25 protein-coding genes and 1 other RNA gene are annotated in these 24,070 nt (G+C 66.5%); 13 read left to right on the forward strand and 13 right to left on the reverse strand.

The window, feature by feature from the left end:
- Positions 1 to 35 precede the first annotated feature (35 nt).
- Positions 36 to 1,442 (reverse strand): 3-isopropylmalate dehydratase large subunit, encoded by a 1,407-nt coding sequence (gene leuC / locus F1193_RS01630; RefSeq protein WP_150095924.1) that lies wholly within the window; start codon positions 1,440 to 1,442, stop codon positions 36 to 38.
- A gap of 363 nt (positions 1,443 to 1,805) precedes the next feature.
- Here leuC and F1193_RS01635 point away from each other — a divergent pair, with 363 nt between their 5' ends.
- A complete protein-coding gene (locus tag F1193_RS01635; protein ID WP_170263253.1) occupies positions 1,806 to 2,186 on the forward strand; it encodes a VOC family protein in 381 nt (126 codons plus the stop codon).
- Positions 2,187 to 2,449: 263 nt separating this feature from the next.
- Here F1193_RS01635 and rplS read toward each other — a convergent pair whose 3' ends face one another.
- From rplS to ffh, 5 genes are all read right to left on the reverse strand, one after another.
- Complete coding sequence (rplS, locus tag F1193_RS01640) at positions 2,450 to 2,848, reverse strand: 50S ribosomal protein L19 (protein WP_150095926.1); 399 nt, start codon at positions 2,846 to 2,848, stop codon at positions 2,450 to 2,452.
- A gap of 117 nt (positions 2,849 to 2,965) precedes the next feature.
- Entirely contained in the window at positions 2,966 to 3,667 is a 702-nt protein-coding gene (gene trmD, locus F1193_RS01645) for a tRNA (guanosine(37)-N1)-methyltransferase TrmD (protein ID WP_150095927.1), read from the reverse strand.
- Entirely contained in the window at positions 3,664 to 4,269 is a 606-nt protein-coding gene (gene rimM / locus F1193_RS01650; protein WP_150095928.1) for a ribosome maturation factor RimM, read from the reverse strand. Before rimM ends, trmD begins: the two co-directional genes overlap by 4 nt.
- A gap of 280 nt (positions 4,270 to 4,549) precedes the next feature.
- A complete protein-coding gene (gene rpsP, locus F1193_RS01655; RefSeq protein ID WP_150095929.1) occupies positions 4,550 to 4,891 on the reverse strand; it encodes a 30S ribosomal protein S16 in 342 nt (113 codons plus the stop codon).
- Between the two features lie 39 nt (positions 4,892 to 4,930).
- A complete protein-coding gene (gene ffh, locus F1193_RS01660; RefSeq protein ID WP_150095930.1) occupies positions 4,931 to 6,451 on the reverse strand; it encodes a signal recognition particle protein in 1,521 nt (506 codons plus the stop codon).
- A 412-nt stretch (positions 6,452 to 6,863) separates the two neighbouring features.
- On the opposite strand from ffh, the gene F1193_RS01665 reads away from it, so the two are divergent.
- From F1193_RS01665 to F1193_RS16985, 3 genes are all read left to right on the forward strand, one after another.
- Complete coding sequence (locus F1193_RS01665; protein WP_150095931.1) at positions 6,864 to 8,138, forward strand: RelA/SpoT domain-containing protein; 1,275 nt, start codon at positions 6,864 to 6,866, stop codon at positions 8,136 to 8,138.
- A 27-nt stretch (positions 8,139 to 8,165) separates the two neighbouring features.
- A complete protein-coding gene (locus F1193_RS01670; RefSeq protein ID WP_170263256.1) occupies positions 8,166 to 9,116 on the forward strand; it encodes a tyrosine recombinase XerC in 951 nt (316 codons plus the stop codon).
- A gap of 119 nt (positions 9,117 to 9,235) precedes the next feature.
- On the forward strand, positions 9,236 to 9,394 hold the full coding sequence (locus tag F1193_RS16985; RefSeq protein WP_170263258.1) for a hypothetical protein: 159 nt from the start codon (positions 9,236 to 9,238) through the stop codon (positions 9,392 to 9,394).
- 388 nt (positions 9,395 to 9,782) lie between these two features.
- Here F1193_RS16985 and F1193_RS01675 read toward each other — a convergent pair whose 3' ends face one another.
- From F1193_RS01675 to gap, 6 genes are all read right to left on the reverse strand, one after another.
- Positions 9,783 to 10,238 (reverse strand): GNAT family N-acetyltransferase, encoded by a 456-nt coding sequence (locus tag F1193_RS01675; RefSeq protein ID WP_150095932.1) that lies wholly within the window; start codon positions 10,236 to 10,238, stop codon positions 9,783 to 9,785.
- Positions 10,239 to 10,343: 105 nt separating this feature from the next.
- A complete protein-coding gene (locus F1193_RS01680; RefSeq protein WP_150095933.1) occupies positions 10,344 to 11,132 on the reverse strand; it encodes an inositol monophosphatase family protein in 789 nt (262 codons plus the stop codon).
- Between the two features lie 94 nt (positions 11,133 to 11,226).
- Positions 11,227 to 12,327 (reverse strand): tetratricopeptide repeat protein, encoded by a 1,101-nt coding sequence (locus tag F1193_RS01685; RefSeq protein WP_170263261.1) that lies wholly within the window; start codon positions 12,325 to 12,327, stop codon positions 11,227 to 11,229.
- Between the two features lie 20 nt (positions 12,328 to 12,347).
- Positions 12,348 to 12,971 carry a thiamine phosphate synthase gene (locus tag F1193_RS01690; RefSeq protein WP_246164062.1) on the reverse strand — a complete coding sequence of 208 codons (624 nt, stop codon included), beginning with the start codon at positions 12,969 to 12,971 and terminating at the stop codon, positions 12,348 to 12,350.
- Positions 12,972 to 13,152: 181 nt separating this feature from the next.
- On the reverse strand, positions 13,153 to 14,346 hold the full coding sequence (locus F1193_RS01695; protein WP_150095935.1) for a phosphoglycerate kinase: 1,194 nt from the start codon (positions 14,344 to 14,346) through the stop codon (positions 13,153 to 13,155).
- 18 nt (positions 14,347 to 14,364) lie between these two features.
- Entirely contained in the window at positions 14,365 to 15,372 is a 1,008-nt protein-coding gene (gap, locus tag F1193_RS01700) for a type I glyceraldehyde-3-phosphate dehydrogenase (RefSeq protein ID WP_150095936.1), read from the reverse strand.
- 310 nt (positions 15,373 to 15,682) lie between these two features.
- Here gap and F1193_RS01705 point away from each other — a divergent pair, with 310 nt between their 5' ends.
- From F1193_RS01705 to F1193_RS01735, 7 genes are all read left to right on the forward strand, one after another.
- Positions 15,683 to 15,964 (forward strand): DUF4164 domain-containing protein, encoded by a 282-nt coding sequence (locus F1193_RS01705; RefSeq protein ID WP_150095937.1) that lies wholly within the window; start codon positions 15,683 to 15,685, stop codon positions 15,962 to 15,964.
- 127 nt (positions 15,965 to 16,091) lie between these two features.
- The gene (locus tag F1193_RS01710) at positions 16,092 to 16,475 is read left to right on the forward strand and encodes a cell division protein ZapA (protein ID WP_150095938.1); all 384 of its coding nucleotides are present in this window, start codon (positions 16,092 to 16,094) and stop codon (positions 16,473 to 16,475) included.
- A 66-nt stretch (positions 16,476 to 16,541) separates the two neighbouring features.
- Positions 16,542 to 17,720 carry an AAA family ATPase gene (locus F1193_RS01715; protein ID WP_150095939.1) on the forward strand — a complete coding sequence of 393 codons (1,179 nt, stop codon included), beginning with the start codon at positions 16,542 to 16,544 and terminating at the stop codon, positions 17,718 to 17,720.
- 103 nt (positions 17,721 to 17,823) lie between these two features.
- Positions 17,824 to 17,982, forward strand: a non-coding RNA gene (ssrS, locus tag F1193_RS01720) — 6S RNA.
- Between the two features lie 12 nt (positions 17,983 to 17,994).
- Positions 17,995 to 18,618 (forward strand): 5-formyltetrahydrofolate cyclo-ligase, encoded by a 624-nt coding sequence (locus F1193_RS01725; protein ID WP_150095940.1) that lies wholly within the window; start codon positions 17,995 to 17,997, stop codon positions 18,616 to 18,618.
- Entirely contained in the window at positions 18,618 to 19,454 is an 837-nt protein-coding gene (locus F1193_RS01730) for a TIGR00282 family metallophosphoesterase (protein WP_150095941.1), read from the forward strand. The genes F1193_RS01725 and F1193_RS01730 overlap by 1 nt, the downstream gene beginning before the upstream one ends.
- Before the next feature lie 417 nt (positions 19,455 to 19,871).
- Positions 19,872 to 20,531 carry an exopolysaccharide biosynthesis protein gene (locus tag F1193_RS01735; RefSeq protein WP_150095942.1) on the forward strand — a complete coding sequence of 220 codons (660 nt, stop codon included), beginning with the start codon at positions 19,872 to 19,874 and terminating at the stop codon, positions 20,529 to 20,531.
- A gap of 247 nt (positions 20,532 to 20,778) precedes the next feature.
- Here the strand turns inward: F1193_RS01735 and F1193_RS01740 are convergent, their stop codons facing one another.
- Complete coding sequence (locus F1193_RS01740) at positions 20,779 to 21,267, reverse strand: hypothetical protein (protein ID WP_150095943.1); 489 nt, start codon at positions 21,265 to 21,267, stop codon at positions 20,779 to 20,781.
- A gap of 270 nt (positions 21,268 to 21,537) precedes the next feature.
- On the opposite strand from F1193_RS01740, the gene F1193_RS01745 reads away from it, so the two are divergent.
- Positions 21,538 to 22,284: a YebC/PmpR family DNA-binding transcriptional regulator gene (locus tag F1193_RS01745; RefSeq protein WP_150095944.1), complete on the forward strand. Its 747-nt coding sequence runs from the start codon at positions 21,538 to 21,540 to the stop codon at positions 22,282 to 22,284.
- Positions 22,285 to 23,019: 735 nt separating this feature from the next.
- Entirely contained in the window at positions 23,020 to 23,925 is a 906-nt protein-coding gene (locus tag F1193_RS01750; RefSeq protein WP_150095945.1) for an amino acid ABC transporter substrate-binding protein, read from the forward strand.
- Positions 23,926 to 24,070: the final 145 nt, after the last annotated feature.

A 24,070-nucleotide genomic window follows, 5' to 3' on the forward strand; every position in this document is an offset into this window, starting at 1 on the left:
CCGTGATTTGCAGGAGGCGCTCAGCCCCAGGTTCTTCAGCCCCACTCCCGCACGTCCACGAACCGCCCGGCGATCGCGGCGGCGGCCGCCATGGCCGGCGAGACCAGGTGGGTGCGGCCCTTGAAGCCCTGGCGGCCCTCGAAATTGCGGTTCGAGGTCGAGGCGCAGCGCTCGCCGGGCGCAAGCTTGTCGGGGTTCATGGCCAGGCACATCGAGCAGCCCGGCTCGCGCCAGTCGAAGCCGGCCGCCTTGAAGATCGCATCAAGCCCCTCGGCCTCGGCCTGCGCCTTCACCAGGCCGGAGCCCGGCACGATCATCGCCCGCACGCCGGCGTGCACGGTCTTGCCGGCGGCGATGCGGGCGGCCTCGCGCAGATCCTCGATGCGGCCATTGGTGCACGAGCCGATGAACACCGCGTCGATCGGGATGTCGGTGATCTTGGTGCCGGGCTTGAGGCCGATATAGTCCAGCGCCCGCCATTTCGAGGTGCGCTTGTTCTCGTCCGTGATGTCGTCGGGGTTCGGCACCACGCCGGTGATCGCGACGACGTCCTCAGGGCTGGTGCCCCAGGTCACGATCGGCGGCAGACTGGCGCCGTCGAGCTTGAGCTCGTGGTCGAAGTGGGCGCCGTCGTCGCTGCGGAGCGTCTCCCAGTAGCGCAGCGCGGCGTCCCAATGGGCGCCCTTGGGCGCCTTGGGGCGGTCCTTGATATAGGCGAAGGTCTTTTCGTCGGGCGCGATCATGCCGGCCCGCGCGCCGCCCTCGATCGACATGTTGCAGACCGTCATGCGGCCTTCCATCGAGAGGGAGCGGATGGCCTCGCCGGCATATTCGATCACCGAGCCGGTGCCGCCGGCGGTGCCGATCTCGCCGATGATCGCCAGCACCACGTCTTTCGCTGTGACGCCGGGCGGCAATTGGCCGTCCACCGTCACCCGCATGTTCTTGGCCTTCTTCTGGATCAGCGTCTGAGTGGCGAGCACGTGCTCGACCTCCGAGGTGCCGATGCCGTGGGCCAGCGCGCCGAAGGCGCCGTGGGTCGAGGTGTGGCTGTCGCCGCACACGATGGTGGTGCCGGGCAGCGTGAAGCCCTGCTCGGGGCCGACGACGTGTACCACGCCCTGGCGGACGTCGATCTCGTTGTAATACTCGATGCCGAAGTCGCGGGCGTTCTCGGCCAGCGTCGCCACCTGCAGCGCGCTCTCGGGGTCGTCGATGCCCTTGGAGCGGTCGGAGGTCGGCACGTTGTGGTCGACCACGGCCAGCGTCTTTTGCGGCGCGCGCACCTTGCGTCCGGCGGTGCGCAGGCCCTCGAACGCCTGCGGGCTGGTCACCTCGTGGACGAGGTGGCGGTCGATATAGAGCAGGCACGTTCCATCGGGCTGAACCTCGACCAGATGGTCGTCCCAGATCTTGTCGTAGAGCGTGCGCGGCTTGGTCATCGGATCGCGAACTCGTGAACGGGCGCGGGGCGCCGGGTGTTGGGGAGTGGCGCGGGGTAACATGCGCCCTTCGCCGGTGCAACGCCGCGGCGATCAACAGCGTGCGACAGAGCGCCCAAAGGCCGGCCGCCATCAATCGGCCGGCCTTTGGCCGGTCTTTGGCCCGGTTCTGCCGCTAAGCCTTGGCCGTTACGGATCGGCCGCAGCCCGGCGGAATAGGCAATCCTCCGAGCTTTGATTGAAACACCCCCCTGACGAAATGTGAGGGCGTGGCCTCGCAGCCCCGAGGCGGCCGAGGGGGCGAGGCGTCGAGGGTCACGCATGCTCGCAGTCGGGCGGGATTATCCGCCGGTTGCCCCCCACTTGACCGTTCGCAGCGCATCGGCGGCGATGGCGTTCTATCGCGTCGCGTTCGACGCGGTGGAGCGGCGCTGCCTGGCCGGTCGCGACGGCGTCGTCGTGCACGCCGAAATCATGATCAATCGCGGCCTGATCGTGCTGTCGGACGCACGGGCTGCCTGCAGCGCCACCGCCGCGCCGACGCCCGAATGCGCCACGCCGGTATCGCTGCGGCTGATGCTGTCCGGCCCGGCGCAGGTCGACGCCTGGTATGCGCGCGCCGTCTCCAACGGCGCCGCCCCCGACATGGCGCCGACCAGCGCCTATTGGGGCCTGCGCTTCGCCGCGGTGCGCGATCCGTTCGGCCACCGCTGGATCCTGCAGGCGCGCACCGAGGCGGAGTGAGCGCGCTTTCTCAGCCCTCACCCGAACCCCGAGATTCCAGGATCCCTCAACGCTCCAAGATCCCTCAACGCCCAGGATCCCTGGACGCTCCAAGATCCCCGGACGCTCCAGGATCCCTCAGTGCTCCAAGCTCCCTGGATGCTCCAAGACCCTGAACGCCCCAAGGCCCCGAAACGCACATGGCCGGGACGAGGCCCGGCCATGGAGAAGACGATCTGGCGGCCGCGCCGGCCGCCGTCTCTATCGCACGATCGCTTGCGCGATCACTTGCCGGTCTTCCCGGCCTTGCCGGTCTTCCCGGCGGTATCGGTGCGCTCGGCGATGCGGGCCGACTTGCCGCGGCGATCGCGCAGGTAATAGAGCTTGGCGCGGCGGACCTTGCCGCGGCGGACCAGCTTGATCGAATCGATCAGCGGCGAATAGAGCGGGAACACGCGCTCGACGCCCTCGCCATAGGAAATCTTGCGGACGGTGAAGCTCTGGTTCAGGCCGCCGCCATTGCGGGCGATGCACACGCCCTCATAGGCCTGCACGCGCGAGCGGTCGCCTTCGACCACCTTGACATTGACGATGACCGTGTCGCCCGGCTGGAACTCGGGAATCTCCTTGCCCGTGGTGAGCTTGGCGATCTGTTCCTGGTCGAGTTCGGCGATGATGTTCATGGCGGCAACTCCATTGCGCGACCTGGAATCCGTCGAGGGATTCCCAAGGGATCGCGAGCGCTTGGGCACGCTGTTTTCAGTTGGGATGGGCGCTCATACACGAAGCCGCGGCCGCTGTCATGCCCTTCCGCGCCGGTAGATCTCGTAGAGATCCGGCCGGCGCTCCCTCGTCAGCCTCTCGGCCTCGTCGCGCCGCCACGCGGCGACCCTGCCGTGGTCGCCCGAGATGAGAACATCCGGGATGGCGCGGCCCTCGAAGAGCTGCGGGCGGGTGTATTGCGGATATTCCAGCAGGCCGGACGAGAAGCTCTCTTCCGTGCCGGAGAGGGCGTTGCCCATCACGCCGGGGATCAGCCGCACGCAGGCGTCGATGAGCGCCATCGCCGCGATCTCGCCGCCCGACAGCACATAGTCGCCGATCGAGACCTCCTCCAGCGCGCGCGCCTCGATGACCCGCTGGTCGATGCCTTCGAAGCGGCCGCACGCCACCAGCACACCGGGGCCGGCGGCGAACTCGCGCACTTTTCCTTGCGTCAGTGGCGCGCCGCGCGGCGACATCAGGAGCCGCGGCCGTGGGTCGCCCTCGGGCGAGACCGCGTCGATGGCGCGGGCCAGCACGTCGGCGCGCATCACCATGCCCGGGCCGCCGCCGGCCGGGGTGTCGTCGACCGAGCGGTGGCGGTCCTGCGCGAAGGTGCGGATGTCGGTGGCCTGAAGCGCCCAGCGGCCCTCATTGAGCGCGCGTCCGGCCAGAGACAGGCCGAGCGGACCGGGAAACGCCTCGGGAAACAGCGTGAGGATGTCAGCGCGCCAGCTCATCCCTGTCCCCGCATTTTGGGCCCCCGCCTGGGGCCTTCCTTGGGGGGCTTGGGCGGCGGCACCAGGTCGCGCGCGGCCAGCGTGAGGTGTCCGGCCTGCAAATCCACCGCCGGCACCATCGCCTTGGTGAACGGCACCATCACCGAGGCGCCGCCCCAGCTTGGCGCGACGTCGAGAATGTCGCCGGCGCCGAAATTCTCCACCGCGATCACCCGGCCGAGGGTGTCGCCCTCCGGCGCGCGCACCGCAAGGCCGATCAGGTCGGCGTGGTAGTAGCTCTCGTCCTCCTCGATCGCCGGCAGGCGGTCGCGGGGGATATAGAGGTCGGTACCGCGCAACGCCTCGGCGTCCTCGCGGCTGGCGATCTCGGCAAAGCGGGCGACCACGCCCTCGCCGTGGGCGCGCAAGGCTGTCAGCGCGAAGGCGCGGAGGCCTGCCGCGTCGGTGAACGGCCCGAGCGAATTCAGAACGCCGCGATCTTCCGTAAAGACCATGAGACGCACCTCGCCGCGCACGCCATAGGCGCCGGCGATGCGGGCGACGCAGACGCGCCGCGCCGCGCCGGTCTCCTTACCGGGGCCAGGCGGGGGTGCGGCGGTCATCGGGGCGGCTCCAGGTCGGAGAGAAAAGCTCAGCCGTTGGCGCTCTTTCCCTCTCCCCTTGCGGGAGAGGGTGCCGAGCGATCGAACGATCGCGAGGCGGGTGAGGGGTCGAATCAAGCCCGGCCTGAAGTTACCCCTCACCCGGCTCGGATGCCGCTTCGCTCATCCTCGCCACCCTCTCCCGCAAGGGGAGAGGGGAAGAGAAGCGGGATGCCGTCAGCCGGTCCCGGGTATCGGCCGGATGCTCCGCATCCCGCCTCGCCCGGGACGACAGGCATCGTCACTCGCCGGCGGCGGCAGCGGCCGCGGCGGCGCGCTCCTGCGCCTTCTTCTTCGGCTTGGCCTTCTCCGGATTGGCGTGCGCCTTGCGGGTCAGAAGGCCCGCGGCGTCGAAGAAGCGGGCGACGCGGTCGGTCGGCTGGGCGCCCTTGGCGAGCCAGGACTTCACCGCCTCGGTGTCGAACTGCACGCGGGCGGCGTCGTCCTTGCCGCGCAGCGGGTCATAGGTGCCGAGCTTCTCCAGGAAGCGGCCGTCGCGCGGGGCGCGCTCGTCGGCGAGCACGATCGCGTAGTGCGGGCGCTTCTTGGTGCCGCGGCGGGCAAGGCGGATCTTGAGAGACATTGAGTGGTCCTTTCCAGTCTCGAACTTAAAGTTCTGAAATCACTTCTTCTTCGGCCCGAACGGCAGGCCGGGCAGGCGTCCCGGCAGGCCGGGCAGACCCGGCGGCAGCGCCTTGCCGAAATCGGCGGGCAGATCGGGCATCTTGTCGGCGATCGCCGCCGGCCCGCGGCGCTGGTAGTCCTCGATCATCTCGGGCGTCGGCTGGGGCATGCCGCCGCCGAAGCCGAGCGCCCGGCCGATGCCGGCCAGCGGGCCGCGCTTGGCGCCGCCCATGGCCTTCATCATGTCGGCCATGCCGCGGTGCAGCTTCAGCAGGCGGTTGATCTCCTCGACCTTGGTGCCGGAGCCGCTGGCGATGCGCCGCTTGCGGCTGGCCTTCAGCAGGTCGGGGTTGCGGCGCTCCTGCGGGGTCATCGAATCGATGATGGCGCGCTGGCGGCGGAAGGTGGCGTCGTTCATGCCGGAGGCGGCGATCTGGTCCTTCATCTTGGCGACGCCGGGCAGCATGCCGAGCACGCCGCCGACGCCGCCGATCTTCTCCATCTGGAGAAGCTGCTCGCGCAGGTCGGCGAGGTCGAAGGCGCCCTTCTGCAGGCGGGCGGCCATCTTGGCCGCCTTCTCGGCGTCGATCGCCTGCGCCGCCTTCTCGACCAGCGCGACGATGTCGCCCTTGCCGAGGATGCGGCCGGCGACGCGGCCAGGGTCGAAATCCTCCAGCGCGTCGACCTTCTCGCCGGTGCCGAGCAGCTTGATCGGCTTGCCGGTGACGTGGCGCATGGACAGCGCGGCGCCACCGCGGCCGTCGCCGTCGATGCGGGTCAGCACGATGCCGGTGATGCCCACCCGCTCCTCGAAGGCGCGGGCGGTGTTCACCGCGTCCTGGCCGGTGAGGCTGTCGGCGACCAGCAGCACCTCGTGCGGCTTGACCTGCTTCTTGACCTCGGCGACCTCGGCCATCAAGGCTTCGTCGACCGTGGTGCGGCCGGCGGTATCGAGCATCACCACGTCGTAGCCGCCGAGGCGGGCGGCCTCCATGGCGCGCTTGGCGATCTGCACCGGCTGCTGGCCTGTGACGATCGGCAAGGTGGTGACGCCGACCTGCTCGCCCAGCACCGCGAGCTGCTCCATCGCAGCCGGGCGGCGGGTGTCGAGCGAGGCCATCAGCACCTTGCTCTTGTTGCGCTCGGTGAGGCGGCGGGCGATCTTGGCGGTGGTGGTGGTCTTGCCCGAGCCCTGCAGGCCGACCATCAGGATGGCCACCGGCGCCGGGGCGTCGAGGTCGATGGACTGGGCGTCGGAGCCCAGCGTCTTGATCAGCTCGTCATGGACGATCTTGATCAGCATCTGGCCCGGCGTCACCGAGCGCAGCACCTCGGCGCCGACGGCGCGGCTCTTCACGCGGTCGGTGAAGCTTCGCACCACATCCAGGGCGACGTCGGCCTCCAGCAGCGCGCGGCGCACCTCGCGCATCGCCTCGTTGACGTCGCCCTCGGTGAGCGCGCCGCGCCGGGTCAGCTTTTCGAGAATGCCGCCGAGGCGGTCCGTCAGCGTCTCGAACATCGTCACCTCCGCCGCGATGCGGCTGCCTCAAATTCCAATTGCGTAGCGCCGAGCGCACCCGAGGGCGCATCGCGCTGTCGGGTGTTGACCTCCGGGCTCTGGATCGAGATCGCTGGCCCGGTCGGCGGCTGTGGTCGAACGCCGTCTGGAATGACCGGCTAGCTAAGCGCGGGGAGGCGGGGTGTCAAGGTGGCTGCGGTGGCCGAGTTTGGTACCCAGAGGCACGATTGGCGCCAGATGCGCAATCCCTGGATTTAGAAGCGCAGTTTAGATATAGATATAGAGAATCGCCTTGGCTATTTCATGCAAGCGCGCCACAAAGTGGCTATGGGTTATTTGGGCATGCAATCTTAATGAAATAGACTGGATACATCATCCCTTCGGTCAATTTTTGATGAGATGAAGGCTGGCGATGGAATTAAATCATTCAAAGGCAAAAGTAGATAGAGCCGGAAAATATTTATCTGGCAAAAATGATATAACTGAAGAATATATAGAGTCTGATTTTATAGTAGATGTTTATCGTGCATCTCATTTGGAGCCGCTATCCGAAACGACGCTTGAACTCCAAAGATGGTTGCAGGGTAGTGGGAAGCGTTACTATGCGGCTCAACGGTTGAAAAGAAAACCGCAGATTATAAGGAAGCTACGGAGGCTCAGTGTTCGCCTAACTCAATTGCAGGATATTGGGGGGTGTCGGATTGTTGTTGACACAAATCGTGACGTAAGTGATTTAGTCGAATATATTCAGAACGAAATTTGTAAGCAATCCAGCTTTAAGATTGCGAAGAAGACAGATTATCGCGACAGGGGCCGCGATGATACAGGTTACAGGGCGATACATCTCATAATAGATAGAAACAAAATTGCCCTTGAATTACAGATCAGGAGTCGAATTCAGCATTATTGGGCAGAATCTATTGAGCGAACATCGATAATATATGGTCATTATTTAAAGGAGAAGGAGGGGGATCCAATAATCATTAATTACTTCAAGCGTCTGTCCGATATCCTTTTTGAGATCGAGTGCGGACGCGACCCGACATCTAATGCGAAAATTGATCTTGATAAACTGCGAGTTCAATCTGAAAACGTCATTATAAGATCAGACAAGAAGCGAATACTTAATAGTTACGTCAACGAAGATATAGTTAAAACCCTAACCTCCAAGGAAAATAAATCTGAATTACTAAATAATTGGATAATAGTATTTGATTGGAATACAGGATCTTTCGTGGCGTGGGATGTTGTTGGAAGGAACTCAAGCGACGCTGCTCGCGAGTATGCACGCTATGAGGCGCAGTTCCCGGCGGAAGATAATTATGAAGTTGTTATGATTGGATCCTCAGATGTCGCATCTGTGCGCCAAACCCATAGTCATTATTTTGGGATTGAGAAATATGAAAATATTCTAGAAAGCTTAAGTCAAACGATTGTTGGTCTTTCCACTAGGATGGATATAGATGTAGAAGCAAGGCAGATACTTGCGGTTTTGTTTCGTAAAAAATACTTTGGAAGAAAAACTATTTCTGTTGAAACGCTAAGAAATCACTATTTGAAAGAGTCGATGACTTTTGATTCCTCTCTGCGGACGCTGGTCGAGCGGGGGCTTGTAAACATGGAGGATGCTCAGTCCCCCGTTTCATTAAACAGAAAGCGAAAATCTGATATTGAGAGCTATCTTTAATTGGCAACTATACGTTGGTTTGATTCGGTGAATGATACGCACTTGATCCCCGCCGCGCCCTCGGTGATCGCCGAGGTGCGCCGCTGGCTGTCGTATCTGGCGCACGAGCGGCGGTGCTCGCCCAAGACCGTCGAGGCCTATGGCCGCGACGTGCGCCAGTTCCTCACCTTTCTCACCGCCCACCTCGGTGGGCCGCCGAGCCTGCCCGACCTCGCCGCGCTCGCGCCGCGCGACGTGCGGGCGTTCCTGGCCGAGCGCCGCTCAGCCGGGCTCGACCAGCGCTCGCTGGGCCGGGTGCTGGCCGGGGTGCGCTCGTTCGGCCGCTTCCTGGAGCGCAACGGGCTCGGCAAGGTGGGTGCGCTCCAGGCGGTGTCGACGCCCAAGGCCAAGCCCCGCCTGCCGCGGCCGCTTCCCGTCGCGGATGCCAAGGCGGTGGCCGACGCCGACACCCGCGCCGGTGAGGCGCGCGAGACCTGGGTCCTGGTGCGCGACGCCGCGGTGCTGGCGCTGTGCTATGGCTGCGGGCTGCGCATTTCGGAGGCGTTGTCCTTAAAGCGGCGCGAGGCGCCGGCGCCGGGGGCGGCGCTGCGCATCACCGGCAAGGGCGGCAAGACCCGCATGGTGCCGGTGCTGCCCAAGGTGGCCGCGGCGATCGAAGACTATCTCAAGCTCTGCCCGCACCCGCTCGATCCCGAGGGGCCGCTGTTCGTCGGCGTCAAGGGCGGGCCGCTGTCGCCGCGCATCATCCAGTTGGCGATGGCGAGCTTGCGCGGCGCGCTCGGCCTGCCGGAGACCGCGACGCCGCACGCGCTGCGCCACTCCTTCGCCACCCATTTGCTTGCGAAGGGCGGCGACCTGCGCGCCATCCAGGACCTGCTCGGCCACGCCTCGCTATCGACCACCCAGGTCTATACCGCGGTCGATAGCTCGGCACTGATGGCGGCCTACCGCGCCGCCCACCCGCGGGCGCAGCGTTGAGCCGGCGGCGCTGAGACGACGCGTCGCAGCGCCTCACAGATTTGCGAGTTGTCTTAGCGTGAATTGCACGAGAAGCTTGGTCAAGGATCGGAACGATCCGGCGAATCAGGGAAGACCCGATGACCAAGACGCTCGCTATTGTTGCGGCACTGGCAGTGGCCGCCCCGTTTTCTGCCTTCGCCTGTCCGGGGGCTAAAAACACTTCTGCGTCGAACGGCGACTATACGCCGATCAAGACGGCGCAGGCGCCGGGCGCTCCACCCGCCGAGACGAAGTGACATGGTTTCCGGTTGATCCTCCGGGATCGACGGAAACGCTCCGACACGCGGCGCCGTGAGCGAACCGGTGCCGCATCCCCCGCAGGTGTCCCCCGCCCTGAACGCCCGGATCCCCCGTCCGGGCGTTCTCGCATCCGGCGCCTCTCGCCTCCCGCGACATCGTCCCGGCCAGGCCGCGAAGCTGCGCCACCTGGGACCGCGTTCTTTGTACCTCGTGATCCCGCACGGCGCGCGGCGCCAATCCGGGATCGTTCTCAGAACTTGCGCCCCCGTCCTGACCACGATCCCGGCTCTCGCTGACGCTCGGCCGGGATGACGCCACAAGGCGGACGAGCCCGGCTCGCGCGCCTTTGGCGCTTGGCCGGGATGACAGCGCTCCGAGGACGCCTCACGGCCAGCCGTACCACCAGGTCGGCCGGCCGGAGGCGGAATTGACGTCCGCCCGCAGCCGCCGGAAGCCGTGCTTTTCGTAGAAACGCACGGCGCGCGGGTTTTCCTGGTTGACGTCGAGGGTGAGCTGGCCGGCACGCTCCTTGGCGGCGACGATCAACAGGTCGGCGGCGTCGCTCCCCCATTGGTCGGGATGAACGGCGATCTGGGCGAGGTGCCCCTGGCTTTCGGAGACGGCTGTGAAGCCGACCACATGATCGGCCGCATCGACGGCGCAGGTCACCGCGTAATCGTCGCGCATCAGCGAGGCCATGTGTTCGCGGAACCATGGCAGGCGCTGGGTGAAATCGATGTCGGGCATGGTCGCCTGCCAGCCCGCCACCCACAGCGCTTCGATCTGATCGAGGTCGCCCGGCGCGAAGGGGCGAAGCGAAACCGGGTCTGAAGGGCTCATCGTTCGCTCGGCTGCGAAAACCGGGACGTTCCGGCGAGGGGACAACGATCCGCAGCTTGATCGGCCGAAGATTATTATCAAACGCCGGCCCGGCCGGGTTTCGCCTCAAGCGCTCTTCAGCGTCGCCAGCAGGCTGCGCAGGATCGCCTCGTTGCCGGCGATGAGGCCGCCCGAAGCCAGCATGTCCTCGCCGCCGTCGAGGTCGGTGACGAAGCCGCCGGCCTCGCGCACCATCACGATGCCGGCGCCGATGTCCCAGGGCGACAGGTGCCGCTCCCAATAGCCGTCGAACCGGCCAGCCGCCACCCAGGCGAGGTCGAGCGAGGCGGCGCCGAAGCGGCGCAGGCCCGCCGCCTTGGACTGCACCACCGCCAGTTCGCGCCGGAACAGGTCGTGGTCGCCGCGGGCCAGATGCGGGATGCCGCAGGTGATGACGGCGGCCGACAAGTCCTTGCGGGCGGCGACGCGCAGCCGGCGGTCATTGACGAAGGCGCCGCGGCCGCGCTCGGCGGTGAACAGCTCGTCGGTGGCCGGGTTGTAGATCACGCCGGCCACCGGCACGCCGTCGCGCTCCAGCCCGATCGACACCGCGAAGTGCGGGATGCCGTGCAGGAAGTTGGTGGTGCCGTCGAGCGGGTCGACCAGCCAGCGGTGGCTCTTGTCGGAGCCCTCGACCGCGCCGCTCTCCTCCATCAGGAAGCCATAGTCGGGCCGGGCCTTCTTGAGCTCGGCAAAGACGATCTGCTCGGCCCGGCGGTCGGCGACCGAGACGAAATTGGCCGGTCCCTTGAGCGAGACCTGCAACTCTTCGACCTCGCCGAAATCGCGCTTCAGGCTGCGGCCGGCCTTGAGGGCGGCCTGGACCATGACGGTGAGGAGAGGCGAGCGGAGCATGATGAATCCGGGACAGATTGTGAATCGGGCGGGAGCGGAGCCGCGCTCTCTATAGGCCTGTGGCGGCGGCGCCGACAGCCCGCGGCGGGTCACTTCAGCGCTGGACGACCAGGGGGGAGCTCGTCCGGTCGCGGGTGGCCCGGTCGAGCCAGGCGCGGGCCTGCTCTTCGGCGCGGGTGCGCTCCTCGGGGGTGAGGGCGGCGATCTGCTGGTCGAGCCAGGGGTCGGACAGGCCGACGGTGCGGGCCATCAGGTGCCAGCGCGCCGCCTCGACGCGGTCCGCCGGCACGCCGCGGCCGGCGAGCAGGAGTCGGGCATAGCGGTTCCAGGCGATGACGTTGCCCTTCAGCGCCGCCTTGCGGAACCAGCGGGCCGCCGCCGCCTCGTCCTTGTCGACGCCGGTGCCGTTGAACAAAGCGATGGCGTAGTCGACCATCGCGTCGATATTGTCGAGCATGGCGGCGCGGGCCAGCCAATGGGCGGCCTGAACCGGGTCGGCGCCGACGCCGCGGCCTTCCTTGTAGAACACCGCCAGCGCGTACTGCGCCTCGGGCAGGTCCTTGTCGGCGGCGACGCGGAACCAGCGCGCAGCCTGGGCGAAATCCTGCGGCATCGCCTGCCCCTCGATATGGAGCAGGGCCAGATTGTAGGCCGCCGGCGCATAGCCGGCCTCGGCGGCGCGCTGGAACAGGTTGGCGGCATCGGCGCGGTCCTTGCGCACGCCGCGGCCCTCAAGATGCATCATGCCGAGCTGGAAGATGGCGGTCGGGTCGTTGCGGCTGGCGGCAAGCTGGTACCATTGGGCGGCCTTGCGGTCGTCCCGTGCCACGCCGAGACCCGACGAGTAGAGCTCGCCGAGCAGCGTCATCGCCGCGGGGTCGGGCGTCTCGGCCGCCCGCCGCGTCGCCTCCTTGAGAGCGGTGAGGTAGAGCCCGCGCTGGAAGGCGCCGAAGGCGGTGTCGCCATGCGCGTCGGCCGATGCCGGCGCGCCCGGCTTGGCCGCCGCCGGCGGCTGGGGAATGGGCGGCTGGGGCTTCACCGGCTGCGGCGCGGCGGTGCGCGGGGCCGGCGGCATCGGTTTGGGCACGGCCGGCGGTTTCGCCGGCAGGTTGGCGGGCGGTGCCGGCTGCGGCACGACCGAAAGCGGAGCACCCTGCCCCATCGCCGCCGTCGCGCCGATCAGGGACGCGAACATGACGGCCGCGGTGCAAAAGATCACGGCACCTTGTCCCTCGTCAGCGACGCCGCGGCGTCGCGCATTGCGGCGGCTGCGCCCCTCGGGTCGTTCCATATCGCATCCCCGAGGGCGACGAAATCGGCTCCGGCCTCGGCGAGGGCGGCGGCGGTGCGGATATCCGCGGCATAGGCGACGCAGGGGGGCTCGAAAATCTCCGCCCACCACGCCGTGCGCTCGATGACGGACTCGGGCGGCGGGCCGGTGCCGTCGAGGTCGGGCTCGCCGAACATCACGTAATCGGCACCGCTTTCGCCGGCGGTCATGGCGTCGTGGCGCGTCCGGACGCCCCCGACGCCGACGATCCGCTCGGCCGGCAGGGTGCCGCGCACGGTCTGCAACTGGCCGACGCCAGTGACATGGGCGCCGTCGGCGCCGCTGCGGGCGACGAGGTCGGGCCGGCCGTCGACCAGCAGGGCGGCGCTGGCCTCCTGCACCAGGGGGGCGATGTGACGGATGCGGTTGATCAGCGTCCGCTCGTCGGCGTCCGCCAGGCGAAGCCGCACCGCGGCGACCTCGGCAGCCTCCAGCGCTGCGGTCAGCGCCGGAATGAATGCGTCCGCGTCGGCGATCACCGGCGTGATCAGATACAAGCGCGTCCGCATACTCGCGACACCCGATTTCGCCACCATCGCGTTGAGCATCCCCGCGAAAGCGGCGAAATCGCGGCCACCCGCCCGGATGGGCGCAAACATGGCTGGCGCGAGGGTTTCCCTGGGTCAGGACAGGTCAGGTCAGGATAGGCCCGGGCCGCGCCGCGGCCCGGGAGCAGGGTTCGGTCGGGCCTCAGCGCTTGCGCAGCACCTCGACGCCGGGCAGCACCTTGCCTTCCAGGAACTCCAGGAAGGCGCCGCCGGCGGTCGAGATATAGGTGAATCGCTCGGCGACGCCCGCATGGTTGAGGGCGGACACCGTGTCGCCGCCGCCGGCGACCGACACCACCGTGCCGGCCTCGGTGAGCTCGGCGACCGCCTTGGCCACCTGCACCGTGCCGCGGTCGAACGGTTCCAGCTCGAAGGCGCCGAACGGTCCGTTCCACAGCACCGTCTTGGCGGCGGCCAGCCGGGTAGTGACGTCGAGCACCGACTTCGGCCCGATGTCGAGCACCATGTCGTCGGCGCCGATGACGTCGACCGTGACCGTCTTGGAGGGGGCGTTGGCCTTGAACTCGGCGGCGGCGACCACGTCCACCGGCAGTACCACGGTGCAGCCGCGCGAGGCGGCGGTGGCGAGGATGCTGCGTGCCGTGTCGGCCATCTCCCGCTCGCACAGCGACTTGCCGACCGCCTTTCCTTCCGCGAACAGGAAGGTGTTGGCCATGGCGCCGCCGATGATCAGGATATCGACCTTGCCGCTGAGATTGCCGAGCAGGTCGAGCTTGGTCGACACCTTGGCGCCGCCGACGATGGCGGCGACCGGCCGGGCCGGCGCCCCCAGCGCCTTGGTCAGCGCGTCGAGCTCGGCCTGCATGGTGCGGCCGGCATAGGCCGGCAGCAGGTGGCCCAGCCCCTCGGTCGAGGCGTGGGCGCGGTGGGCGGCCGAGAAGGCGTCATTGACCCAGAGGTCGCCATTGGCGGCGAGCGCGCGGGCGAACTCGGGGTCGTTCTTCTCCTCGCCCGCATGGAAGCGGGTGTTCTCCAGCAGCAGCACGTCGCCGGGCTTCATCGCGGCGACGGCCGCGGCCGCCGCCTCGCCGATGCAGTCGGGGGCGAACGCCACCGGCTTGCCGAGCTTGTCGGCCACCGCAGGCGCGATGGACTTCAGCGACTGGGTGGGATCGACGCCCTTGGGGCGGCCGAAATGGGCGAGCAGGATGACCTTGCCGCCCTTGCCGGAGATCTCCTTGATCGTCGGGAGCACCCGCTCGATGCGGGTGGCATCGGAGACGGTGCCGTTTTCCATCGGCACGTTGAGGTCGACGCGCACCAGCACGCGGTTGCCGGCGACGTCGGCGTCGTCAAGGGTTCGGAAGGCGGTCATCTGCTGCTGCCCCCCGGCTCAGATCAGCTTGCCCATCGCCGCGGCGACGTCGGCCATGCGGTTCGAGAAGCCCCACTCGTTGTCGTACCAGGCGAGCACGCGCACGAAGGTGCCGTCGATCACCTTGGTCTGGTCGGCGTGGAAGGTCGAGGAGTGCGGGTCGTGGTTGAAGTCGATGCCGACATTGGGCTGGTCGGTGAAGCCGAGCACGCCCTTGAGCGGGCCTTCGGAGGCCGCCTTCATCGCCGCGACGATCTCCTCCTTGGTGGTCGCGCGGGAGGCGACGATCTTGAGGTCGACCAGCGACACGTTGGGGGTGGGGATGCGGATGGCCGAGCCGTCGAGCTTGCCCTTCAGCGCCGGCAGCACGAGGCCGATGGCCTTGGCGGCGCCGGTCGAGGTCGGGATCGCTGACAGGGCGGCGGCACGGCCGCGGTAGAGGTCCTTGTGCAGGGTGTCCAGCGTCGGCTGGTCGCCGGTATAGGAATGCACCGTGGTCATATAGCCGCGCTCGATGCCGACCAGTTCGTGCAGCACCTTGGCGACCGGCGCCAGGCAGTTGGTGGTGCAGGAGCCGTTGGAGACCACGAGGTGCTCCTTGGTCAGCCCCTCATGGTTGACCTTGTAGACCGCGGTGAAGTCGGCGCCGTCGGACGGGGCGGAGACCAGCACGCGCTTGGCGCCGGCCTGAAGCAGCAGCGCCGCCTTGTCGCGGGCGGTGAAGATGCCGGTGCATTCCATGGCGATGTCGATGCCGAGCTCCTTGTAGGGGAGCTGGGTCGGATCCTTGATCGCGGTGACCTTGATCGGGCCGCGGCCGACGTCGATCGTATCGCCCGCCACCTTGACCACGCCGGGGAAGCGGCCGTGCACGGAGTCGTAGCGGAACAGGTGGGCGTTGGTCTCCACCGGCCCGAGATCGTTGATGGCGACCACCTCGATGTCGCGACGGTCGGACTCGATAAGGGCACGCAAGACGTTGCGGCCGATCCGGCCGAATCCGTTGATGGCAACGCGAAGGGTCATCCTGCTCTCTCCTGTGTGCGACCTGATGCTGCCCGCGTCGGACCGTTGCCGTTGCGCGGGCCATCCACCGTTGGGTGATGGCATACCAACCCGGCGGTCATAGTCAATTCTCCAGGGGCAAAGATTTTGCAAGCAAATGCAATCTTCTGGCGCGCGGGCCGAGGGGCCGTCGCCCGAGCCGTTTTTGTGCGCTGCCAAAACATCCGGAGCAATGCCGTTCGGTTGCCCTCAGCGTGCGGCGCACCTAATCTCGGTCATCGGGGCTCGCCGAACGCCTATTCGGTGCGTGCCAAATCGGAGGCTTTGCGGGATGCTGGACGGTCCGCCGCTCGAGAAGGCCACTCGCCGGCTGACGGCAGCGCTCGACCAGCTCGAGGCGGCGGTGGAGCGGCGGCTGGCGCAGGAGCGCCAGGAGGCTGGGCTCGAAGCCCAGGTGCAGGCACTCGGCGTCGACCGGGCGCGGCTTGCCGCCGAGCTCGACCAGATGCGCCACCGGGCAGACGAGCTGGAGGGCGTCAATCGCGATGTCTCCCACCGGCTGGCGGTGGCGATGGAGACGATCCGCACCGTGCTGGGCGAATCCGGCCGGTGACGCCGGCCGGCCGGTCGGCGGGCCGTTTCTCGCATGACGATGCAGGCCGGAGGGGCTCGGCCCGGATCGACTCGGGTGGGATCGTCTCGGGCCGGATAGTTTTGGGCCGGATGTGAGGTGAGTTGGGATGGGGCAGGTCAACGTCACGATCAATGGCCGCCAGTACCGCATGGCCTGCGAGGATGGGCAGGAAAGCCATCTGGTCGGCTTGGCGGAGGATCTCGAGAAGCGGATCAACAGCCTGCGCGCGGCGTTCGGCGAGATCGGCGATCAGCGCCTGACGATGATGGCGGCGATCATGGTGGCGGACGAGCTGCACGAGGCCGGCCGCCGCATCCAGATCCTGGAGGCCGAGCGCGACGCGCTGAACGCGGCCCGCGCCCAGGCGGCGGCGCAGGTCGAGGCCAACGAGCGGGCCGCGGCCGAGGCGCTCGAGACCGCCGCCCAGCGCATCGAGCGCATGGCCCAGGGCATCGCCACCACCCCGCGCGAGGGGCCGGCGATGGGGTGAGGGCGCTTTGACCTAGCAAGGTTATGGGTTTATAGCCCAAATCATCTATAAACGGATAACATTTCCATGGATCCGATCCGCAACCCTTACGCTCCAGGTGCGGGAACCCCGCCGCCGGAACTGGCGGGACGAAGCGAAGTGCTCACCGCTGGAACCGTGGCTTTGAAGAGGATTGCCTCGGGGCGCCCATCACAAAGCTTGATCCTGGTCGGCCTTCGCGGCGTCGGAAAGACGGTTCTCTTGAACAAGTTGAGGGATACGGCCGACGAGATAGGTTTCAAATCTGCATTTATCGAGGCGCATGAGGGGAAGTCTTTACCAGAATTGATTGTCCCAAGTTTGCGTTCGATTCTTTATTATCTGAGTATAAAGGAAAATGCGAAGGAGAAGGCTAGGCGCGGCCTGCGGGCGCTTAAGGGGTTTTTGGGGAATATCAATATCAAGATAGGAGACTTCGAGGTTGGGTTGAGCGTGGACCCTGAGAGGGGTCTCGCCGATAGCGGGAACTTGGAGTCTGACCTTCCTGATCTAATTGCTGCTATTGGAGAAGCGGCGAAGGATGGCGAGACGCCGGTTGTTTTGCTGGTCGATGAACTGCAATACCTATCTCCGGCGGAATTCAGCGCCTTGATCATGTCCATACATCGCGTCAACCAGCGCGATTTGCCGCTTGTTATGGTTGGAGCTGGGCTTCCCCAAATTCATGGACTGGCCGGGACGTCCAAATCATATGCCGAACGGCTGTTTCGATTTCCTGAAATTGGTGCACTGGAGCGACAGGACGCCATTGCAGCAATTGCCAATCCGGCCACAGCTGAAGACGTCTATTTCGAGGACGAAGCGATCGAACGAATTCTGCAGGTGACCGAGCGCTACCCGTATTTTCTTCAGCAGTGGGCTTATGAAGCGTGGAATGCGTCCGAGTCGTCGAGAATTTCGCTCGGTACGGTCGATGTTGCGACCCGCATGGCCATAAGGGAACTCGACAGAAGCTTTTTCAAGGTTCGGTTTGACCGGTGCACGCCGTCCGAGAAAAAATATATGAGGGCTTTGGCCGAATTTGGACATGGAAAACACCGTTCCGGCGATGTAGCAGAGAAACTCGGTGTAAAGGTAACGTCGGTGGCACCAACACGCAGTGCACTTATCAAGAAGGGAATGATCTACTCGCCATCTCATGGCGACACCGCTTTCACGGTCCCGTTGTTCGATGATTACATGCGACGAGTTATGCCGCTCGGCTGAGGAGGTGCTTGCATCTGTTTGGGATGCCAAGCCATCGCTGAAGCGTTGAGGAAATCGTTCGCTGCCCCTTCCTGTCCGTCCCCCGAAGCCCTAGATTCAAACAGCGGGGCTGCGGGGCGCGTCTTGGAGACACGTATCCCCGGGGCCTTATCGATCCGAACGGGAGCTGTCCCTGTCCGGACCCCTGGGTCCAGGCACACGGCGCCCACCTACGCTGTAGGTTTCCCGGGATCGATACTCCGACGGCCATCGCGGCTCCGCGCTTCATCCATCCATGTCACTGCCTCATTTTCCGCCGCCCGGCGCCTTGCCACCCCCGTTCGCCGACAAGCCGAGCCTGCGGCGGGAGGCGCTCGCGCGCTGCACCGGGCTGGAGGCGGCCGCGCGCGCGGCCGCCGCCGCAGCCGTGGTGGCGCGGGGGCTCGATGCGGCCATGCTGGCCGCCGCGGGGCAGGCGGTGGCGCTGTTTGCCAGCCTGCCGAAGGAGATCGACACCATTCCGCTGGCCCGGGCGCTCGACGCCGCGGGCCGCGCGCTCGCGCTGCCGGCGGTGATCGCGCCGGATGCGCCGCTGGAATTTCGCCGCTGGCGGCCGGGCGAGGCGCTGGTACGCGGGCCGATGGGGGTGCCCGAGCCCGCGGCCGAGGCCTGTGTGGTGGTGCCGGCGCTGATCTTCGTGCCGCTCACCGCCTTCGACCGGCGTGGCTTCCGCATCGGCTATGGCGGCGGTTATTATGACCGCACGCTCGGGGCGCTGGAGAAAACCGGCCGGCCGGTTGCGGTCGGTCTGGCCTTCGCCGTACAGGAGGTGGCCCGGGTTCCCGACCAGCCGCACGATATCCGGCTCGACAGGATCGTCACCGAGCGCGAAACCATCGATTGCCGGAGTGCGAGCTGATGCGGGTGCTGTTCGTGGGGGACGTGGTCGGCCGCGCCGGGCGCCACGCGGTGACCCACCATCTGCCGCGGCTGGTGACCGAGTGGAAGCTCGACGCCGTGATCGTCAATGGCGAGAATGCCGCCGGCGGCTTCGGTATCACCGAGGCGATCTACAACGACCTGATCGAGGCCGGCGCCGACGCGGTGACGTTGGGCAACCACGCCTGGGACCAGAAGGAGGCGCTGGTGTTCATCGAGCGCGCCCCCCGGCTGCTGCGTCCGATCAACTATCCGCCCGGCACCCCCGGGCGCGGCGCCAACCTGGTCACCACCCGCACCGGCCTGCGGCTCTTGGTGATGAATGTCATGGGCCGGGTGTTCATGGATCCGCTGGACGATCCGTTCTCTGCGGTCGACCGCGAGGTGGCCGCCTGCCCGCTCGGCCGGGCGTGCGACGCCATCGTCGTCGATTTCCACGCCGAGGCGACCAGCGAGAAGCAGGCCTTCGCCTATCTGCTCGACGGCCGGGTAAGCGTGGTCGCCGGCACCCACACCCATGTGCCGACCGCCGACCACCGCGTGCTGCCGGGCGGCACCGCCTTCATGACCGATGTCGGCATGACCGGCGATTACGATTCAGTGATCGGCATGGACAAGACCGAACCGCTGCAGCGGTTCGTACGAAAGATTCAGTCGGCGCGCTTCGAGGCGGCGACGGGACCGGCCACGCTGTGCGGCCTGGCGGTGGAGCTCGACGCGCGCACCGGCCTTGCGCGCATGGTGGCGCCGGTGCGGATCGGCGGCCGGCTCGATCCGGTGGTGCCGGCCGGCTGGCTGCCGGCGCCGTCGGCCTGAGGGCGGCAAGATCGCGCATCCTCCGGCGGCCCCGGCCGAGGTCACAATGCGACCTTGCCGTACCTATATGGGACGCGGATCCGGCCCGGCGGACCGGATGGTTTCCGATTTGGAAATCGGTGCGCGCCGAGACTGGAGGCCGGAGACGGCGTCCGGCCGGTCAGGCCTTCGAGCCGTATTCCGATCGCCGCAAATCCCGCTTCCGAACAAGGGGTTTTCGGCGAGACCGTTTCCGGGATCCCGAAGGGATCGACAGGAAACCGAGTGAGCGGGCCGCGCCGGATGAGGCGGAGGCGGGAGCGTGTGCCGATCCGATCGAACCGGGCGAACGCTCCAAGCCTTTGAATTTGTCGTATTCTTTTCCGCAAGACCGGTATCCAGGTTTGCGGAGGATGCTTGAGAGGCGGAGCGGTCGGGATGACAGAGATGGACGTGTCGGCCAAGATCGAGCCGCCCGCGGCAGACGCGGGGGCCATGCCGATCAGCCAGGTGCTGCGCACCGTCGGCGAGCAGGCCGAGGGTGAGACCCTGACCATCGGCGACATCGTCGAGGCGCTCGGCGACCGGGCGATGGCCATCCTGCTGATCCTGTTCTGCCTGCCGAACTGCGTGCCGGTGCCGCCCGGTGTCGGGCTGGTGTTCGGCTTTCCGATGCTTCTGGTCGCCATGCAGATGGTGATGGGGCGCCACAAGCCGTGGCTGCCGGCGGCGGTGCTCAATCGGCGGTTCAAGGTGAAGGACTATATTCGGCTGATTGACGTGGCCGAGCCGCGCCTGCGCAAGGTCGAGTCGGTTCTCAAGCCGCGCTACACCTTCCTGTTCTCGGATGCGGCCGACCGGCTGATGGGCGCGTTCTTCGTGCTGGCCGCCATTTCGGTGATCCTGCCGCTGCCGGGCAGCAATTTTCCCCCGGCGATCGCGTCTGTCCTGATGTCGCTGGCGATGCTGGAGGAGGACGGCGTGGTGCTGACGGTCGGCCTGACCATCGGCAGTCTCGGCCTCATCTACACCACGCTGGTCGGCGGTGCGGTGGCCTGGGCGGCGGTGGCCGCCTCCCGCAGCGTGCTGGGCATGTGAGATATCTCGCGGCCCCGATCAGCCAATCCCGAATCGCATTGCTGCGGTACGACCGCGGTCCTGATGATGGCCGAGCCTGATGCGGATCGAGCCTGATGCGGGCCGAGCTGAATGGGCCGGACGGGCGCTCGCGGCCCGCTGGCGTGCCGAAAACGGCAAAACCTTCCACTTCGGCGGAGCGAGGCGCCGCCGGCAGGCAACAAGATATCGCGGCGCGGCCTCGGGGGAGCCGCGCCGCTGACTGTCTTTACAGAAGGACCGACAGGAACTTGAGAATAAGATAGAAAAGGATGCAGCCGACGAAGCCGCTGCCGAAACCGAGCGCCCGCTCGCGCCAGATGTCCAGGATGGACGGCGCCCCGATCGTCTCGCGGAACGTGTTGGTGTCGAGAACAGCGATATTTTCCAGCGCCGCCGTTTCCTGCGTCAGCTCCGGTTTCGCCTGCTGGAGATCCTTGATTTGACTGAGCGCGAGGGCGAGTTCCGCCTGCTGCTGCTCGGTCTGACGACGGAGCTCGGCAAGCTGGTTCAGCGTGGTTTCCGCGTTCGCGCGTGCCTGTTCGATCGCATCGAAGCGACCCTTCAGGCTCTCATTGGTGAAGGTCTGGTCCTCCCTGAACAGGCGGAAGTTCGGAGCAACCTGGGCAATCGCGGTCTGGAATCCGCGGAAATAGCCCTGGAACCCGCGAAACAGCAGGCCTGTGACAATATTTTCAAAACCAGAAGTGGCAGCCATGGCAGCGTCCCCCGTTTGCTGCGTGTTGCGGCGCAACAGTCGCATCCGCGCGGACGATAGTGCCTTGAAACATCCGCGCGTGGAAGTCGCTTGCGAAAAGTCGTTGTGTTTTCGGCGAAAGTTTGGATCAACGAACCCGTTGGCTGAGGCGGATGGGCGGCGAATCGCCGCTTTCTTTATTTTCGCGCTTTGCCACGCTATAGCGAGCCCTTTCCACGATGGTAGATCGGCGCTGCCTGTGCAGCGCCGTCCTCAGGCTTCGAGTTAGCCATGGCCGGACATTCGCAATTCAAGAACATCATGCATCGCAAGGGGCGCCAGGATGCGATGCGCTCCAAGCTGTTCAGCAAGCTGGCCCGCGAAATCACGGTGTCAGCCAAGCTTGGCCTGCCCGACCCCACGATGAACGCCCGCCTGCGGGCCGCCATCCTGGCCGCGCGCGCCGAAAACATGCCCAAGGACAATATCGAGCGCGCCATCAAGAAGGCGATGGGCAATGACGGCGAGAATTTCGACGAGATCCGCTACGAGGGCTACGGCCCCGGCGGCGTCGCGGTCATCGTCGAGGCGCTGACCGACAACCGCAACCGCACCGCCTCCGAGGTGCGCTCCTATTTCACCAAGCATGGCGGCAACCTCGCCGAGACCGGCGCGGTGTCCTTCATGTTCGACCGCGTCGGCGTGGTCGAATTCGACGCCGAAAAGGCCGGCGCCGAGGCCATGCTGGAGGCGGCGATCGATGCCGGCGCCGACGACGTGGTGTCCTCCGACGACGGCCACGAGATCTATTGCGGCGGCGATGCCCTGGCGGCGGTGTCCAAGGCGCTGGAGGCGCGCTTCGGCGAGCCGCGCAAGGCGGCGCTGGTGTGGAAGCCCCAGACCTCCGTGGCCGTCGACGACGAAGCTGGCGAGAAGCTGATTCGGCTGATCGAGACGCTCGAAGACAATGACGACGTGCAGCACGTCTATTCGAACTTCGAGGTGTCCGACGCGCTGATGGCCAAGATGGGCTCCTGATCCGCAAGGGATTTTTCGGCAATCCGCACGGGGCCCGAAGGCCCGACCGGCCGGAAGCCGCAGGGCAGGGAAGCGCCCTTGATTCGGGCCTGCCCTGATCGGGTGCCTGGTCCAAGGCCCCGCCCGGCCGGCTTTCGCCAGCCCGCGCGCCCGGCGGGCTGGCACATCGCTGCCTGCCGCTGGCCCGATGTCAGCCTTCGGAACGTGCACGGGGCGCGCGTGCCCAGCCAATAGGCAAATCCGCGCGGAAAGCGCCGATCGCGGGCAGGCCGGGCGGGTCGGGGCGCATGCGGCAGCAGGAGAGCGGCATCGGCGGCGGCGGGCCTGCGCCCGCCAGCAGAGGCGTGTGCCCCGTCCGCGCTCGCATCCCGACACCACCAGACTCGCCCGCAACGACCTTGCAGGCGCCCGCCGGGCGTCGGACACTGCGTACGGATTGCGGCCCGGAGGCCGCCGTCCGGCTCCGGCGCGTCTGGCGTTCTTTCCGGCCGCGCCGGGGAAGGAGGTCTGCTGCGGACGGGCGTCCGCTTTGGAGCGTCATCCGATTCGACCGCACCGGATCGGACGCGCCTCAAGTCTTTGATCCGGCGCACTCTCGTCCGCAAAAGCGGTATCTACTTCTGCGGAAAATGCTCTAGATCCCATGGTTTCCGGGCACCTCGTGATCCGGGAGCACGCCCAACGAGCCGCCGCCGAACGGCGGCGTGAAGACGTCACAGAGACAGGAACATCGCGATGAAACGAAGCCTAATCGCCGCCGCCATGGGTCTCGCTTTGGTGGCCGCTCCGGCCGGGGCCGAGGAATTGACCGGCACGCTGAAGAAGATCAAGGAGCTCGGAACCATCACCATCGGCCACCGCGACTCGTCGATCCCGTTCTCCTATTACGACGACCGGCAGCAGGTGATCGGCTATGCGATGGACCTGTGCTACCGCATCGTCGATGCGGTGAGGGATGAGCTGAAGCTGCCCGACCTCAAGGTCGTGCTCAACCCGGTCACCTCGGCGACCCGCATCCCGCTGATGGCCAACGGCACCATCGATCTCGAGTGCGGCTCGACCACCAACAACCTGGAGCGCCAGAAGCAGGTGGGCTTCACCATCACCCACTTCGTCACCGCCAACCGCTTCGTCTCCAAGAAGGCGAACAACCTCAAGACGCTCGACGACCTCAAGGGCAAGACCATCGTCTCGACGTCCGGCACCGCCAACATCAAGCAGATCAACCAGATCAACGCCGAGCGGAACCTCGGCATGACCATCCTGGCGGCCAAGGACCACGCCGAGGGCTTCCTGATGATGGAAACCGACCGCGCCGCCGCCTTCGTGATGGACGACATCCTGCTCTACGGCCTGGCCGCGAACTCCAAGGCGCCGAACGACTATGTGATCTCCGCCGATGCGCTGTCGGTGGAGCCCTACGGCATCATGCTCCGCCGCGACGATCCGCAGTTCAAGGCCGTCGTCGACAAGGCGATGATCAACACCTACACGTCAGGCGCCATCGAGCCGATCTACAAGAAGTGGTTCCTCGCCCCGATCCCGCCGCGGGGCGTCAATCTCAACCTGCCCATGAGCGAGGCGTTCGCCAAGGTGGTCGCCAACCCCACCGATTCGGGCGATCCTGCCGCCTACAAGTGATGCGGTGCCCGGCTGATCAAGCCGGAGAACCGTATTCCGATCGCCGAAAGATCCTCATCGGTTGAAGGATCTTTCGGCGAGACCGGTTCCGGTATCCCGAAGGGATCAACCGGAAACCGTGTGGTGCGGCATCCGGCCTGAAGAG

This window comes from Blastochloris sulfoviridis, assembly GCF_008630065.1.
In the GTDB taxonomy this organism is placed as follows: Bacteria; Pseudomonadota; Alphaproteobacteria; order Rhizobiales; family Xanthobacteraceae; genus Blastochloris; species Blastochloris sulfoviridis.

What these genes read in the sequence shown, in the direction of transcription:
- leuC (WP_150095924.1), bottom strand. Translation starts at nt 1,442, where the DNA reads ATGACCAAGCCGCGCACGCTCTACGACAAGATCTGGGACGACCATCTG.
- rplS (WP_150095926.1), bottom strand. Translation starts at nt 2,848, where the DNA reads ATGAACATCATCGCCGAACTCGACCAGGAACAGATCGCCAAGCTCACC.
- trmD (WP_150095927.1), bottom strand. Translation starts at nt 3,667, where the DNA reads ATGAGCTGGCGCGCTGACATCCTCACGCTGTTTCCCGAGGCGTTTCCC.
- rimM (WP_150095928.1), bottom strand. Translation starts at nt 4,269, where the DNA reads ATGACCGCCGCACCCCCGCCTGGCCCCGGTAAGGAGACCGGCGCGGCG.
- rpsP (WP_150095929.1), bottom strand. Translation starts at nt 4,891, where the DNA reads ATGTCTCTCAAGATCCGCCTTGCCCGCCGCGGCACCAAGAAGCGCCCG.
- ffh (WP_150095930.1), bottom strand. Translation starts at nt 6,451, where the DNA reads ATGTTCGAGACGCTGACGGACCGCCTCGGCGGCATTCTCGAAAAGCTG.
- F1193_RS01665 (WP_150095931.1), top strand. Translation starts at nt 6,864, where the DNA reads ATGGAATTAAATCATTCAAAGGCAAAAGTAGATAGAGCCGGAAAATAT.
- F1193_RS16985 (WP_170263258.1), top strand. Translation starts at nt 9,236, where the DNA reads ATGACCAAGACGCTCGCTATTGTTGCGGCACTGGCAGTGGCCGCCCCG.
- F1193_RS01675 (WP_150095932.1), bottom strand. Translation starts at nt 10,238, where the DNA reads ATGAGCCCTTCAGACCCGGTTTCGCTTCGCCCCTTCGCGCCGGGCGAC.
- F1193_RS01680 (WP_150095933.1), bottom strand. Translation starts at nt 11,132, where the DNA reads ATGCTCCGCTCGCCTCTCCTCACCGTCATGGTCCAGGCCGCCCTCAAG.
- F1193_RS01685 (WP_170263261.1), bottom strand. Translation starts at nt 12,327, where the DNA reads ATGTTCGCGTCCCTGATCGGCGCGACGGCGGCGATGGGGCAGGGTGCT.
- F1193_RS01690 (WP_246164062.1), bottom strand. Translation starts at nt 12,971, where the DNA reads ATGCGGACGCGCTTGTATCTGATCACGCCGGTGATCGCCGACGCGGAC.
- F1193_RS01695 (WP_150095935.1), bottom strand. Translation starts at nt 14,346, where the DNA reads ATGACCGCCTTCCGAACCCTTGACGACGCCGACGTCGCCGGCAACCGC.
- gap (WP_150095936.1), bottom strand. Translation starts at nt 15,372, where the DNA reads ATGACCCTTCGCGTTGCCATCAACGGATTCGGCCGGATCGGCCGCAAC.
- F1193_RS01705 (WP_150095937.1), top strand. Translation starts at nt 15,683, where the DNA reads ATGCTGGACGGTCCGCCGCTCGAGAAGGCCACTCGCCGGCTGACGGCA.
- F1193_RS01710 (WP_150095938.1), top strand. Translation starts at nt 16,092, where the DNA reads ATGGGGCAGGTCAACGTCACGATCAATGGCCGCCAGTACCGCATGGCC.
- F1193_RS01715 (WP_150095939.1), top strand. Translation starts at nt 16,542, where the DNA reads ATGGATCCGATCCGCAACCCTTACGCTCCAGGTGCGGGAACCCCGCCG.
- F1193_RS01725 (WP_150095940.1), top strand. Translation starts at nt 17,995, where the DNA reads ATGTCACTGCCTCATTTTCCGCCGCCCGGCGCCTTGCCACCCCCGTTC.
- F1193_RS01730 (WP_150095941.1), top strand. Translation starts at nt 18,618, where the DNA reads ATGCGGGTGCTGTTCGTGGGGGACGTGGTCGGCCGCGCCGGGCGCCAC.
- F1193_RS01735 (WP_150095942.1), top strand. Translation starts at nt 19,872, where the DNA reads ATGACAGAGATGGACGTGTCGGCCAAGATCGAGCCGCCCGCGGCAGAC.
- F1193_RS01740 (WP_150095943.1), bottom strand. Translation starts at nt 21,267, where the DNA reads ATGGCTGCCACTTCTGGTTTTGAAAATATTGTCACAGGCCTGCTGTTT.
- F1193_RS01745 (WP_150095944.1), top strand. Translation starts at nt 21,538, where the DNA reads ATGGCCGGACATTCGCAATTCAAGAACATCATGCATCGCAAGGGGCGC.
- F1193_RS01750 (WP_150095945.1), top strand. Translation starts at nt 23,020, where the DNA reads ATGAAACGAAGCCTAATCGCCGCCGCCATGGGTCTCGCTTTGGTGGCC.